13 protein-coding genes are annotated in these 14,631 nt (G+C 47.0%); all 13 read right to left on the bottom strand.

The window, feature by feature from the left end:
- Nucleotides 1–56: 56 nt before the first annotated feature.
- The gene (locus DW915_RS11405; RefSeq protein WP_243033825.1) at nt 57–1,289 is read right to left on the bottom strand and encodes an FtsW/RodA/SpoVE family cell cycle protein; all 1,233 of its coding nucleotides are present in this window, start codon (nt 1,287–1,289) and stop codon (nt 57–59) included.
- A gap of 30 nt (nt 1,290–1,319) precedes the next feature.
- Entirely contained in the window at nt 1,320–3,167 is a 1,848-nt protein-coding gene (locus tag DW915_RS11400) for a glycerophosphodiester phosphodiesterase (RefSeq protein WP_118742163.1), read from the bottom strand.
- 188 nt (nt 3,168–3,355) lie between these two features.
- Nucleotides 3,356–4,468, bottom strand: a complete 1,113-nt coding sequence (locus DW915_RS11395; protein WP_118601377.1) for an N-acetylmuramoyl-L-alanine amidase — start codon at nt 4,466–4,468, stop codon at nt 3,356–3,358.
- A gap of 61 nt (nt 4,469–4,529) precedes the next feature.
- Complete coding sequence (locus DW915_RS11390; RefSeq protein ID WP_022462708.1) at nt 4,530–4,820, bottom strand: phage holin family protein; 291 nt, start codon at nt 4,818–4,820, stop codon at nt 4,530–4,532.
- Between the two features lie 165 nt (nt 4,821–4,985).
- Nucleotides 4,986–5,639 (bottom strand): manganese catalase family protein, encoded by a 654-nt coding sequence (locus DW915_RS11385; RefSeq protein ID WP_118742162.1) that lies wholly within the window; start codon nt 5,637–5,639, stop codon nt 4,986–4,988.
- A gap of 3 nt (nt 5,640–5,642) precedes the next feature.
- Nucleotides 5,643–5,924 carry a spore coat protein CotJB gene (locus DW915_RS11380; protein WP_022462706.1) on the bottom strand — a complete coding sequence of 94 codons (282 nt, stop codon included), beginning with the start codon at nt 5,922–5,924 and terminating at the stop codon, nt 5,643–5,645.
- Nucleotides 5,921–6,190, bottom strand: a complete 270-nt coding sequence (locus DW915_RS11375; protein WP_238033462.1) for a spore coat associated protein CotJA — start codon at nt 6,188–6,190, stop codon at nt 5,921–5,923. Before DW915_RS11375 ends, DW915_RS11380 begins: the two co-directional genes overlap by 4 nt.
- A 115-nt stretch (nt 6,191–6,305) precedes the next feature.
- On the bottom strand, nt 6,306–8,063 hold the full coding sequence (locus DW915_RS11370; RefSeq protein ID WP_117761784.1) for an ABC transporter ATP-binding protein: 1,758 nt from the start codon (nt 8,061–8,063) through the stop codon (nt 6,306–6,308).
- Nucleotides 8,056–9,504 carry a response regulator gene (locus DW915_RS11365; RefSeq protein ID WP_055218831.1) on the bottom strand — a complete coding sequence of 483 codons (1,449 nt, stop codon included), beginning with the start codon at nt 9,502–9,504 and terminating at the stop codon, nt 8,056–8,058. Before DW915_RS11365 ends, DW915_RS11370 begins: the two co-directional genes overlap by 8 nt.
- Nucleotides 9,476–11,341 (bottom strand): sensor histidine kinase, encoded by a 1,866-nt coding sequence (locus DW915_RS11360; RefSeq protein ID WP_117761785.1) that lies wholly within the window; start codon nt 11,339–11,341, stop codon nt 9,476–9,478. Before DW915_RS11360 ends, DW915_RS11365 begins: the two co-directional genes overlap by 29 nt.
- Before the next feature lie 198 nt (nt 11,342–11,539).
- The gene (locus DW915_RS11355) at nt 11,540–12,358 is read right to left on the bottom strand and encodes an ABC transporter ATP-binding protein (RefSeq protein WP_022462701.1); all 819 of its coding nucleotides are present in this window, start codon (nt 12,356–12,358) and stop codon (nt 11,540–11,542) included.
- Complete coding sequence (locus tag DW915_RS11350; RefSeq protein ID WP_022462700.1) at nt 12,351–13,358, bottom strand: ABC transporter ATP-binding protein; 1,008 nt, start codon at nt 13,356–13,358, stop codon at nt 12,351–12,353. The genes DW915_RS11355 and DW915_RS11350 overlap by 8 nt, the downstream gene beginning before the upstream one ends.
- A gap of 10 nt (nt 13,359–13,368) precedes the next feature.
- Complete coding sequence (locus tag DW915_RS11345) at nt 13,369–14,622, bottom strand: ABC transporter permease (protein WP_055218827.1); 1,254 nt, start codon at nt 14,620–14,622, stop codon at nt 13,369–13,371.
- Between the last annotated feature and the right edge of the window lie 9 nt (nt 14,623–14,631).

Raw genomic sequence — 14,631 nt, 5'->3', positions numbered from 1 at the left:
TCTTTCGAAAAAAGTGTATCTGTTATTCCGGCATTTGTCAATAGATTTTTCTACTTTTACTGTTCTTCCGCCTGTGCCTCTCCTTCTCCGCTCTTTCCATCCTGGAACACAATAAAGCGGGAGACGCACAGGGCAATGCCGATTTCCGTCAGGATAAAGAGCACCGATGTTCCTCCGTAACTGATAAATGGAAGGGTAATTCCCGTTGCCGGCATCAGTTTCAGAACAACGCACAGGTTCAGAATAACCTGAATGGAAATATGTGCAAAAACGCCGCTCACCATCAGCATTCCATACGCGTCCGGCGCATTCTGTGCAACCACAAACAGACGGTACAGCAAGTAGCCAAACAGCAGCAATACAAGAAGCGCGCCAAATATTCCAAGCTCCTCGCAGATGATCGAGAAGATCATATCGTTCTGTGCTTCCGGAATTGTTGTAATCTTCTGCGTACTGTTGCCAAGTCCTTTTCCGAGAAATCCACCGGATCCAATCGCATAAAGTCCCTGCAGAATCTGATAGCTGCCTCCAGAAAGCCATTCATAGATACGATTCGACCGGAAGTCACCGCCTATTCTTTCAAAGATCTGCAGATTATTTTTTAAAATGATAATCGCAAGAACGCCAATTACCGCCGCGCCCGGAATCACACGCGCATAAAATTTTACCTCCGGGTCCGCCAGAAACAAAATGACGCAGGCGATGAGTCCCAGAATAATGGCGGTACTCAGGTTGTCCGTCAGAATCCACGCAGCCAGCGCCTGCAGCACGCCAAGTCCAAGGACAATCGCTTTGGCGCGGCTGGTACGCATATTTTTTCCCATCTTCAGGATAATGTATGGCAAATACAGAATCAGCCCCAGCTTTCCAATCTCCGCAGGCTGAAGACTGACACCGCCGATCCGGAGCCATCTTCTCGCCCCGTAGGCTTCATAACCAAGCGGCGTAAACCTTACCGCCGCCATCAGAAGGAGACTTCCCCAGTATACCAGTGCTGCAATCCGCTGGAACCATACACTATGATAATCTACAAACTTCGACAATATCACAATCCCCACCAGAACAATAGCAGAAAGCCCCGCCTGATGCGTGAAATAATACATATCATTTCCTTTGAATGTGCTGGCCGCCTCGTAGGCGCTCGCGCTGTACAGCATAATCAGTCCGAAGCTGACCAGCAAAATAGTGCAGGCCAGCAGGTTATAATCATAAAAATCCGAAGGAAGTTTTTTCTTCCTCTTTTTCTTCTTTTCTTTCTTCTGGGATGGCATGTTTACTTTCTCTGCCATGAAGTTTCCACCTCCATTGTTTTACTCCATTTATTTCAGTGCATAGCCAAGCAGACTGACAAAGCCCGGATTTCGGTCGGTTGTTCCGAGGATAACCTTACGCACCAGCTCCGGATCGTCCGTGATAATGTTGTCCACGCCGCAGTTGACCATCCGCTGCATATCTCCCTGATAATTCAGCGTCCAGGCACAGACTTCTTTACCAAGACTGTGCGCATGCTCTACAAAGCTTTCTGTGATGTACGTATATTTTACAGAAAAGAAGTCCGCCGCGTCCATATCCTCCAGGCCTCCGTACGACATTTTCATCGTATACCCGGTCTTGATATCCGGATTGATTTTCTTTGCCTGCCTGAGGAAATTGTAGTTCATGGAAGTCAGCACACACTGATCCACAAAGTCATTGTCCTCGATGATTTTCACCACTTTTTTGACAATATTCTGGTTGTGGCCGTTGTATTTTACTTCGATATTCAGGTTGATTTTTCCTTTCGCGTACGCGATGACTTCTTCCAGCTTCGGAATCTGCTCGCCGCGGAATTTTTTGTTGAATCGTACACCGGCATCGAGCTGGCTGATTTCATCGTAGGTCAGGGTCCAGATGCTGGCATTCAGACCGGTTGTCCGCTTCAGATTTGTGTCGTGCATAAGGACAATCTCACCATCACTCGTCTCCTGTACATCGATCTCCGCGTAATCCGACATGCTGTCCACTGCATATTTGATCGCGCTCATCGTATTTTCCGGTGCTTTTCTGGCTCCGCCCCGGTGCGCTGACACCGAAATATACTGGGAGGAAGCCGTTGCCTCTGCACGTGTTGCGCGCATGGCATATACAAGATAAACCGTTTCTCCCGCCAGCATGGCGATCGTGAGAACCACCGCTGTTACCGGACCACAGAAGGTGCGTACCAGCTTCGAACTCGGCTTTTTCGTTGTCCGGCTCTTCTGGTAGCCCTTTCGGGAGGAACGGATAAAAATCAGATACAGATACGTAATGCTTCCGACAAGGCCGAACGCTCCGCCGATCAGACTCATCGTCGATTTGACCCAGTCACCGTAGACGATGACGGTACTGACAACGGTAGACGGCGTTTTCACCAGCTTTGCATAGGCAACGACAGCCGTTCCGAAAATCAGATACAGAACCCACGTAATCAGAAAAATCATCACCTGGAAAGAGACGTTGATGCCAAGCTCACGCAGCACGCGTTTTTCCAGTGTCTGGCGCACCCGCAGATGAGTATTTTTCTCTTTTTCCGTCATCATGCACCGGAAAGGGATGGTGTAGGAAAACGCAAACGAGAACGCGACAAGCAGAATCGTCAGCACCAGCGGGATCCAGTATGCCGGGAAGGCATTGAAAATCTTCGTCAGGGAAACCTGAAGCAGTTTCATACTGCGGATGGCGCTGTAGCTGCTGTGCAGCCAAAGGTACGGGAAGCTCGCTGCCATGTAGAAAAACCAGGTCCACGGGCGGGCGCGCACAAACTGTGCGGCTCCTCTTCCGCCGGCAAGCATCATGACAGGAACGGAAATCCGTTTTCGTTTCCAGGAGGCCTCCAGAGCCGCCATGACAGCATAGATTTCAAACAGCATACAGAAAAAGAAAACAAGCAGAATTCCAAAAATCAGCAGAAGGGTCAGCGGATGCAGCATGATCTTGTTGAAGTTTTCCGATGTCATATAACTCGTTCCCAGCTGTTTTAAGGAAAAGTTGATCGCCGCATTGGCGAGTCTTGAAACCAGCTGGTTGGAAAACAGGCGGTAGACCGTCTCAAATATCACGATGCTAAGCAGGTTTTTCTGCAAAAGTTTCCATGCCATATTCAGATAAATTCGTATCATTCCTGCATTTTTTACTGCCTTTTTTCTCATCTGCTGTTGTTCTCTCCTGTCAGCCGCAATTCCCCCCGATGAATCTGTATGCAAAAATTACCTTTATTTTTTCTCTTTTGTATTTTACATTTGACACTTCGAGTCTTTTTTGAAGCTCTTTTTCTTTCTGTTCATTTTAAACTATCTTCCAGTATAACACAAAACCGGGTCTTTGAGTATTCTTTTTTCTATTTCTGGTTGCACCACTTCTGTAGTTTTTTTACCATGGCGGATGGGCTGCTTACTGTGCCGTCGATCGGCGTGCCGAGTTTTTTCTGCCAGGCGAGGATTGTCTGCGGACCGATATAGCCGTCCATGCCGGCCGATGCCCATTTCTGCATTTCTTTTACAAGGGCCGATCCGCCTTTTGGCGTACTGTCCCACTCGGCGGCTGTGATGCCATCACAGAATTTCCGGTTGACGGCCAGCTGATTGCTGATTTTTCCATCCTGCGGTGTGCCGAAAAGTTCCTGCAGACGGCGCGTCAGATTTTCGCCCCAGATTCCGTCCTCTGCGACTGTCTTTCCGGATGACTTTGCTGTCTCTGCCGATTTTTCTTTTGCGGGACCGGCATAACGGCAATACGCTGTATGGCAGTTGACCCAGCCTGCCCCTGAGAGAAGCCGTCCCCAGCTTGTGTTCTGGATTTCCGTCACCGTGTAGCTTCCCTGATCCCGGATCGTTCCGGCAATCCTGCTGTCCGCATCCGGTGCCTGACGGATGTTGAGGGCCGCTGTCTGCACCTGATAGATCCCGGGCGCATACGTTTTTCCTGTTCCGCTGCCTGCTGTTCCCGTTCCTGTGCTCCCTGCACCGCTTCCGATCATCCGCTTCATGCGGTCCCAGTCACCGCGGTTCATGATCTGGCTCGGACAGTATTTGCTGCAGATGTCATAATGACGATAGACTCTTTCCAGCGGAATCCCCGTCTCCCGCATGATCTCCCGCACCAGTGCCGCAGTATTCTCAAATGCTTTTTCATAATTATACCCGGCCTGCACACACATCTCCACACCGATGCTGTTCTTGTTGCCGTACTGCTGAAACAGATTTTTTCCGCCGTAATTAATGCCGACATGCCAGCACCCCCGGCTGTGCGGTGCCGCCTGGTAGGCTGTGTCACCGTCATCGACGTAATAGTGTGCGGAAATGTTCTGGAAATTCCCGTCATGCTGTGCTCTCGCATGTGCCCGCGCATCGGCACCTGCTGCGAAGTTGTCGGTGTTGTGGACTACGATACATTTGGGATTGTTTTCCGCATACGTATTCTGATTGCCAAGATACGACCGATCAATTCTCATATTCTCCCCTTTCTGACGGTTCCGACTGCTCCGGCATAACACAGATTTTTTGAAGCGCCGTTCACTCCGGCTTATGGATCTGCTTGATAATCTGATTCACATAATTGCTCAGCCCCGCCACCAGAATCCCCTGTGTGACCGCCGTAAAAACCGCCATCGCCCCTTCCTTCGCCGTCTCAATCTCACTCGTCGCCATCACCCAAACCGCACACAGCACCATGCTGATGCCGCCTAAGATCAGCGGAATGTACTTATTCTTCACCGCCTGCGCCTGCCGCAAAGCAACACCGAAAAAATACAGCACGAACGCAACGACGATGAGTTCGGGCTTTACATAATTCATTGCTTCCATGGAACATCCTTTCTGACTTTTCTGTTTTTGAAAGTCTTTTTTCTATATTATGATGGGATAATGATTTACGACTGGATAAGATTTTCTTACTGTAAACCCAAAAAATCCCACCTGTTTTTCAGATGGGATTTTCCAGTGGTGTGCTGTTCTTTGATTTTTAATTTACTATCTTGTGCAGCAATTCCCCTGACCTGCCCCTGGCTGCGGTGCCGCACAGAAAGTCTTTGCATCAAACGACGGATTAAACGCATAAAAGTTCTTCGAATTCAATTCATCCTGTACAGAACGCAGTGCTTCACCAAAACGCTGGAAATGCACAACCTCACGTGCCCGCAGGAAACGAATCGGATCTGCAACTTCAGGATCTTTTACCAAACGAAGGATGTTATCATACGTTGACCGGGCTTTCTGCTCCGCAGCGAGGTCTTCGAACAAATCTGTCAAAGGATCACCTTTCGACTGGAACTCACAAGAATTAAACGGAACTCCGCCAGCCGCCTGCGGCCAGATGCCAGTTGTGTGGTCTACATAGTAATTGGCAAAACCAGAGTTCTGAATTTCTTCCAGAGAAAGATTGCAGGTGAGCTGATGAACGATCGTTGAAACCATCTCAAGGTGTGCGAGTTCTTCTGTCCCGATGTCATTTAAAACACCTGCTACAATCCGATTTGGTGCCGTAAAACGTTGAGACAGATACCGCATGGAAGCTCCCATCTCTCCGTCGGGGCCACCGTATTGACTCATGATAATTTGGGCGATTTTGGGGTTTGGTGTCGTGATGTTTACAGGATACTCGAGGCGTTTTTCATAATTCCACATCCGTCAGCACCCTCCTTTCCGGTTGACTTCCCACGGCCATGGCTGCATAACCCATTCGAAAGAACGGCTCATGCGGTCGTTGGCGGTATCGATCGTGAGCGGGCCGTACTGTTCGGCGTACTGTTTCAGTGCTTCTTTTCGAAGCTCCACTTTTTCCCGGAAAAAGGCAAGTGCATCTTCATCCTCCGGGTGGGTGTCGAGGTAAAGGTTCATTTCAACAACAGCAAAGCTGACCTGATCAATCCATGCGAGCAGCTTTTCACGGGATGGCATCTGCGGCATCATAGGCACTCTCCTCCTCCCTTTCCACAGAATGGTTTACAGAGTTCCGGAAATAAGGTTCCATTTTTTAATGCAGCGGAAAGATCATAGATCTGTTCAAACCGCTGCATCGGAACGTACGCCATTGCAGGTATCATATGATCTACATGCTGCATTTTCCGCGGGAAATTCCTTGGTTCCATCTTCAGTTCCATATTGTTTGAAGCGGCGCGGCGGTTCTGCATATTGTTCGCACCGCAGCAGCCGCGATTCATACGGGATGAATCCATACCATGTTCCTCTTTCATTTTCTGTTCTTTATAGAGTATGAAGAAAATAAGAAAGTGTCAAAAAAGGCAGCGGTTTCTCTTCCGCTGCCTTTCTGTCATACTAATGAAATTTTCATCAAAACTGCATCTCATACAAATGCGCATAAATCCCGCCCTTCGCGAGCAGTTCCTTATGTGTGCCTTCCTCCGCAATTCCATTCTCCGTCAGCACCAGAATCCGCTTTGCATTCCGGATTGTGGACAGCCGGTGCGCAATCACGAAGGTTGTCCTGTCTTTCGCCAGAAGTTCCAAAGATTTCTGGACGACTTTTTCGCTTTCGTTGTCGAGCGCTGAGGTTGCCTCGTCGAAAATCAGGATCGGCGGGTTTTTGAGGAATACGCGGGCGATAGAAAGCCGTTGTTTCTGGCCACCGGAAAGTTTTACGCCGCGCTGGCCGATATCGGTGTCGTAGCCGTCCGCCAGCTCCATGATAAATTCATGTGCATTGGCCGCTTTCGCTGCGCGGATGACCTCCTCGTCGGTCGCATCCGGTCTGCCATAGCGGATGTTGTCGATGATCGTTCCCGCAAACAGATACACATCCTGCTGCACAATACCGATCTCATCGCGCAGATCCTTCAATTTCACATCGCGGATATCCTTTCCATCCAGCAGAATCCTTCCTTCTGTCACATCGTAAAAACGCGGAAGCAGAGAACAGAGTGTCGTCTTTCCGGCGCCGGAGCTGCCGACCAGTGCCACATAGTCGCCGGCCGGGACATGCAGATTCACATTGCTTAACACGTTTTCCTTCGACTCCTCATAATGGAACGAAACGTTTTCAAAGGTTACTTCTCCCTGCACATTCTTCAGTGGCAGTGCATCCGGCTTGTCCTGGATGTCCGGTGCGATGCTCATAATTTCCAGGAAACGTTCGTAACCGGAATAACCATTCTGGAACTGCTCCGTAAAGTTCACCAGCTTTTTCACCGGATCTGTACAGTTGTTGATGTACAGAAGAAAGGTAACCAGATCCGCCGCCCCAAGCTTCCCGCCTGTCATCAGCAATGCGCCGACAATCAGCGAAATAACGGTAATCAGCGTCGAAAAGGCTCCCATTCCCGAATTGTAAATTCCCATATAGCGGTAGCTGACCTTCTTCGAATCGACAAAACGGTCATTTCCCGCATTGAACTTACGCATCTCCTCTGTCTCATTTCCAAACGATTTGACAACACGGATCCCCGAAAGGCTGTCCTCGATCTGACTATTGATATCCGCAATTCTGCGGCGGTTTTCCTTGAATGCACTCTTCATGCGGCTGTTCATTACCAAGGCAAACAGCAGCATCACCACAATAACCACAAGCGGCACACATGCCAGCATCGGATTTACCACAAACAGGATAATCATCGCGCCGATCAGTTTGATAAACGAAATGACAATATCCTCCGGCCCATGGTGTAAAAGCTCACTGATATCGAACAGATCGCTTGTGATGCGTGACAGCAGATGGCCGACCTTCTGGTTATCGAAAAAAGCAAACGAAAGCTTCTGATAATGGCCGAAGATCTCGTTCCGCATATCATGCTCAATCCGCGCCCCCATCACATGGCCGTAATAGGCAATATAAAAGTTACAGTACATTTCAACCAGAACCATAGCAATCATCAGAATACCAAGGCGGATAATCTCACCCGTTGCCTGCTCCAGCGGCTTTTCCACAACCGTACTCGTAATATACCGTACAATCAGCGGAATCACCAGTGTAATGGCTGCTCCAAGCATTGCAAAAAACATGTCGGTAAAAAACAATCCCTTATATGGAATGTAATACCGCGCCAGCTGGCGGATTCTTCCCTTCTCTTTTCCGGTTTCTTTTTCTTTACTCATCCTGTCCTCCCTTTCCGTTGGAAACCATTTTATAATCTTTTCGGAACTCAGACGGTGATACGCCGCATGCCGTTTTAAATGATTTCATGAAATGCTTATCATTTTCAAATCCAACCTGTTTGGCAATTTCCGTAATTTTATCTTCTGTTTGAATCAACAGACGCTTTGCCTCCGCAATGCGGATCTCCTTCAGATAGTTCACAAAATTCACACCGGTATGTTCTTTAAACGCTGCTGAAAACAGCGAATAATTCATACAAATATGGTTAGATACCATTGCCATATTCAGATCTTTTGCATAATTTTCCCGAATATATGAAATTGCCTCTTCCATTTTTTCTTTTCCGGCTGTCTGACTTTTCAGGCTTTCCCTGTAAACGTGTATCCATTCTTCAAACGCATCCAGAAACAGATCTGCATCACGGTACTGCAGAGGACGCGGACATTTTTCCTGTTTTTCCGGCATGCGGTAAAAAAGATCCAGTTCTTTGCAGATTGCTTCCGTCACTGTCAGAAGCTGATAGGGGGAGACCCTCTGATGCGCCGCCTCAAAATACCAGTTCCGCATTTTTCGCAGCACAGTATCTGCCCGGTCCGTTGGCACCTGCAGAATAAATTTTTCCTGAAACTGTGCCAGCTCCGGCTTTTCCTCAAAACATTTTTTCTGATATTCTTCCACAGGATTTTTCTGTATAAATGCCATTTCCCGGGCCAGCAGTGCTTCCTGGTATGCCTCTGGAATTTCCATCACAGAACGATGTTCTTTTCCCACTCCGAGACAAAATCTCTCATCTTTTTCTTTCATGATCCGCTCTGCCTCCGGTTCCGGCAGAAGATACAGAACTCCTCCTTCTACGCCTTCCAGCAGAATTCCGCTGCATTTCGAAAACCGTTCCCCATTTGCCTTGCTGGTCAGCAGGATCCGGAAGCTGTCGTTTCCGATGTGGCGCCGGATCCTGCTTTCCATATCCATCCATTCTTTTTCTTCGGCCATTTCTGCATTCATCATCAGATAACGGAGCTGATTTAAAAAGCACCGTTCTTCCTCTTCTTCCGTTTCCCGGGTCTCCGAAAGCTCTCGTTCCAGATTTTCCAGAAGCTGTTCTATCGTCTCCCGCTTGATCGGTTTTAAAATATAGTCCCGAACTCCATGTTTCATCATTTCAACCGCATAGGAAAATTCATCATAGCCACTTAAAACAATAACAACAGGTTTCTGTGACAGCTCCTCCATTTTGTTGACCAGTGTCAGACCGTCCATTTTGGGCATACGGATATCAGTGAACATGACGTCCACCCTCTGTTTTCTCAAAATCTCCAATGCCTCTTCTCCGTTTCGACACTCCAGAATCTCCTCCACCGGCACGCTGCTTCGCCGGATCATCGCCACGATTCCCTGTCGAATCAATTTTTCATCTTCTACAACCAGCAGTGTATTCATTTTCTTTTTCTTCCTCTTTCTCGTCACCCTCTTGATCCATCGGAGAATATTTCCCCCTCGTGATGGGAAGATGAATGCTCACCTTCGTATAGCAATGCTCTTTTGTATAAACTGACAGTCCATACTCTGTTCCAAATTGAATGTGGATTCTGTCCTGTACATTCCGAAGCCCGATTCCATGTTTCGGCTGTGTATCTGAATTCAGGCGCATTCTTAGTTTACGTCTCAGAATTGCAAGCTGCTTTTCTGACATGCCTATTCCGGAATCTGTGATTTCAATCTCAAAGCTCTTTTCATGCTCTATTCCTTTGATTTCAATGACGGCGTCTGCATCCAGCTCCTCAATTCCATGTGTGATTGCATTTTCCACAATCGGCTGAAGAGACATCTTGGGGATATCCTGCCGATACAAATTTTCCGGTATCTGAACAGATAATGTAATTGTGAAATCATACCGCAGATTCATCAGTTCCACATAGTTCTGAATATAATTCATCTCATCCTGAACGGTTACCAGAAATTTATTCCAGCGCATATTGTAGTGCAGCATTTCACCAAGTGCTGTTACCGCATCGGAAATCGTATACTCTTCATCAATCTCAGCCATCATCTTAATGGATTCCAGAACATTATAAATAAAATGAGCGTTAATCTGGTTCTGCATTGCCCGGATTGCCGTATCTTTCAGCGCTGCCTCCCTTTTGATGCTTTCCTCGTTCTGTTTCTGAATTCTCTCCAGCATTCCGTTGATACCATAGCTCATTTCCCGCATCTCTTCTGCGCTGTAACAAACCTTTATCTTTGTTGTTCCATTGTCAATCTGACGCATCTCACACAGGACGTCATAAAACTCCTTCAGCAGGCCACGCACAATCAGATTGACCACCACAATCAGAAGCAGCCCGAAGCCGGCAAATTCAAGCAGCATTCTCTGCTGCTGTTTGATCATGTTTCCGGTTGCATCATCCAAATTGGTCAGTGTTACAAACATTCCATTGAGTTTATCGACTTTCCGAAGCACAATTGCAACGTTTTTCCGGTCAATCACCGCGCTCTGCTGACTCTCTTTTCTGTCACGGATTCCTGCCCGGAACAGAATCAGCCCCCGATAGGACTGCCATTTGCAGGCTGCCGCTGTTTTTCCGCAGTCATATAAATTCCAATTTTCATCAACAAAGCAGGCCCAGCTGCTGTCACCGGATCGATAAATTTCGGGAAATATGTCTGCCATACGCATGGATACCTCGATCACGCCAAGCCTTCCTCCGCTTTGATCCCGCAGTTCCCGTACATAAGTCATCAAATGGGAACCTTCTTTTTTTGTACCGGAGATAATATTTTTTTCCTGTATGTCAAAAAACCACTGTCCTCCGCCCTGATAGCTTCGGTACCAGGCGCAGTTTTTCATCTTTTCCTTCTGGTACAGGATCGGCTGCTGCTCCAGAAAACCATCTGCCATGGCAAAAATATGGATCTGGTACAGATCTGGCATTGCCTCCTGCATTTTATCGATTATGCTGATGCTGTTGTTTCGAAATTGCTGATAATAGCTCTCCGAGATCTCCTCTCCCCTCCTGAGATGAAGAAGATATTTTTCCAACGGTTCATACTCCTGCAGCGTATCTACAACCATTGAGCAGGCATTCGCTTTTGCATTCACCTCCGCACAGGTAAGATCTATTGCCGTTACTGCTTCATTTACCCCATGATCTATGGCATTCTTTTTGATACTCCTAAACCCAAAGCACATCATGCCAAAAAGCGGAATAAAAATAAAGATCAACGTTGTTACGGTAAATTTTTGGTTCAGTTTCAGTCCGCGAAACCAGTTTCGCATTTTTCATCCCCCAGTTTTCTTTTCGGTTCTGTAACCTTACTAATTTTACCAGTTTTTTCTTTAAAAAGCAATTTTTTCAGAAAAATTATTGACAAAAAGAGAAGACGGTACACTTTTTTTCCGTGCACCGTCTCTCTTTTCGCAAGACTCATATATGACGCAAAGCATGATTCCAGGGAAACAGCTTTCGTACCATTGTTATACTGTTGTCAGATCCCACGGTTCATAAATCTTTGGAACATCGCTGATCAGACGTTTGGTATACGCTGCTGTCGGGTGAAGAATTACTTCTTCTGCCGGTCCCGATTCCACAAATTTTCCATGCTCCATAATATAAACATTATCGGATACATAGTAAGCAAGACCAATATCGTGGGTGATGAAGATAATCGTCATATTAATCTCATCACGCAACTTCAGCAGCATATCCAGGATCGTTGCACGTGAGCAGGCATCAATCATAGACGTCGGCTCATCGGCAAGCAGAATCTTTGGTTTCAGAAGGAAAATACGTGCAATCATCAGTCGCTGCATCTGGCCTCCTGACAGCTCAAATGGATATTTGTTTGTCAGTTCTGCGTATTTTAAGTTTACAAAGCTGCAGGCCTCTGTCATCAGACGTTCTTTTTCTTCTTTCGGCAGATTCTTGTCACCGCGCATATTAATGCAATCCAGCAGAACAGAATCTACACGTTTAAACATATTGTAGGAAGCAAACGGATCCTGGAAAATCGCCTGAATTCCCTTCCAGTACTCTTTTTTCTTCTTTCCGTTCGAGATGTCTCTTGGTTTACCCTGGAAATCAATTTCACCTTCCGTTACGCTGATCAGCCCGAGCAACATCTTCGAAAGGGTTGTTTTTCCGGATCCGGATTCTCCTACGATAGAAACAAATTCACCTTCATGAAAATCGAAATCAACATGGTCTACAGCGACCGTTTTTGCATCGCCAAAGCCAAACACTTTCGTTACGCCTCTTCCGGAGAGGCATGGTTTTAATTCTTTACCATCACGCATTTGCATACACCTCCCGAACCTTTCTCTCAGACATCAGGCAGCGGTACTCTCTTCCGTTCGGCAGTTCGATGACCTCTGGTTTCATACCGCGGCAGGTTGGCTGTGCATAAGGACAGCGGTCTGCGAAACGGCAGCCCTCCGGCGGATGCTTCAGGTTTGGCGGAGTTCCCGGAATTGCAGTCAGCTTCTGTTCTCTTACACCTTCCTCCGGAACGATGATCGATCCCATCAGACCTTTGGAATATGGATGCAGCGGATCGAATACCATTTCTTTTGCGGTACCTTTTTCTACAATCTGTCCAGCATACATAACCATAATATCATCGGTTACGTTGTAAAGAAGCGGCAGCTCGTGTGTGATGAAGATCATGGATTTGATAAATCCTTTTTCCATCAGATCACGCATCATTTTAATAACCATTTTCTGGGAAGTTACATCCAGCGCGGATGACGGCTCATCGGCGATCAGTACCTTCGGAGAAAGAATGGTCGAAATTGCGATAACGGTTCTCTGTTTCATACCTCCGGAAAGCTCAACCGCATGCTTCTGCAGTACCTCCTCCGGCAGGCCTAAGATCTGAAAACGTTCTTTTGCCAGATCATAAATATCCTTTCTCGGCATTTTCGGATCATGCGCATGAATAACGTCTTCTACAAATCGGATGATTTTCTGTGTCGGGTTCAGAGCATTCATTGCTGCCTGCGGAATGTAGGCGATCTCATTGCCCAGAATATTTTTCCGGACATCGTCTGGTTTCATTCCGGAAATTTTTCTTCCATCTACGATAATATCGCCGCTGATGTAGTGAAGCGGTGCGAAATAATAGCCCATCAGGGACAGTGCCAGCGTCGATTTACCACAGCCGGACTCACCTGCTACACCGAGGGATTTTCCCTCCTCAATCTTCAGGGAGACTCCGTCTACGGCGTATACATCTTCATGAAAACGAGTTACATATTTCGTTTTCAGATTGTTTACTTCCAGCATTACTTTTCCCATAGCTGCCTCCTTAGTCTCTTAACTGCGGGTTGAATACCTGGTCAAGACCGGTGTTCATCAGGTTAAGAGAGAATGAAATAAGTGCGATTACAAGAATGACCGGGAAATATGCCCACCATGCACCATTTAAGTGCGCATTGTACTGGGTTGCCCATTGCATCATAAGACCAAGTGTTGCCGTCTTTGTGGTTGCCGGTCCAAGTCCGATCATAGAAAGCTGTGCCTCAGCCAGAATTCCGGAGGAAATCTGGAGAATGAAGGCCATGACAACGTAGGATGCAACGTACGGAAGGATGTCGGTAAGGACAATCCGCAGCATGCTGTGGCCGGACAGCTTGGAAAGGTTTACATGGTCACGGTTTCGAAGAGAAATAACCTGGGAACGTACGGAACGTGTTGTCCACGGCCATGCGGTAATTCCGATCAGGAGTGCCACCATCATGATTCCCCTCTGAGACTCACCTACGCTGTAGGAGATGAGGATCAAGAGAACGAAGGATGGGATAACGGTGAACAAGTTGGTAAAGAACAGAATCAGGTTGTCCACAAAACCTCCAAGGTAACCTGCAAGAAGTCCGAGGAACAGTCCGATCACGGTTGCAATGATTCCCGCAACCAGACCAATTTTCAGGGATGAACCTGTTGCAGAGATCAGCTCGGTCAAAACATCACGACCAAAGTTATCTGTACCAAGAACAAAGTTCTGACGGTTAATGACATCTTTTTCATTGATGTACTGCTTGCTGTCGATGCTCTGAACCTCTTCCAGCTCACCGGTCTCTTCATTTTTCTCGGCAATAATAGTTGGAACATCTTCTAAAATACCATCGATCTCTTTGTCGAGACGCTGATATTTTTTCTTTTTTGCTGCGATAAGGCCTTTCTGTTCTGCATTTGGGTCATATTTTTCCTCCCAGAGAGCAATCAGACCTTCTGCATCGGTAACATCGATTTCACTGGCATCTACACCGCCGTATTTTTCCAGCCATTCTGCCATCATAGAACGGTTGTCCATTGTCAGTTTGCTTTCAACGATGGATGCGGTTGCATCAACATTCATCTTATACGTTTTGCCGGAATTTACAGTGTCCTGAATCGAAAGATAGGTACCCGGTTTGAAAAAGTTTCCGTTTCCGATCATTGCCAGCGGATCTTTTGCCACAACAAGCGGATAGATGATAATAGTCAGGAGAATTGCCAAGAAGATTACAAATCCTGTCACGAATTTTCCTGAATGAAAAATCTGTTTGATTGTATTTTTCATAGCGTATTC

The sequence above is a fragment of the Blautia sp. AM42-2 genome, assembly GCF_003480245.1.
Taxonomy (GTDB): domain Bacteria; phylum Bacillota; class Clostridia; order Lachnospirales; family Lachnospiraceae; genus Fusicatenibacter; species Fusicatenibacter saccharivorans.
This window is presented reverse-complemented; position numbering and strand designations above follow the sequence as displayed.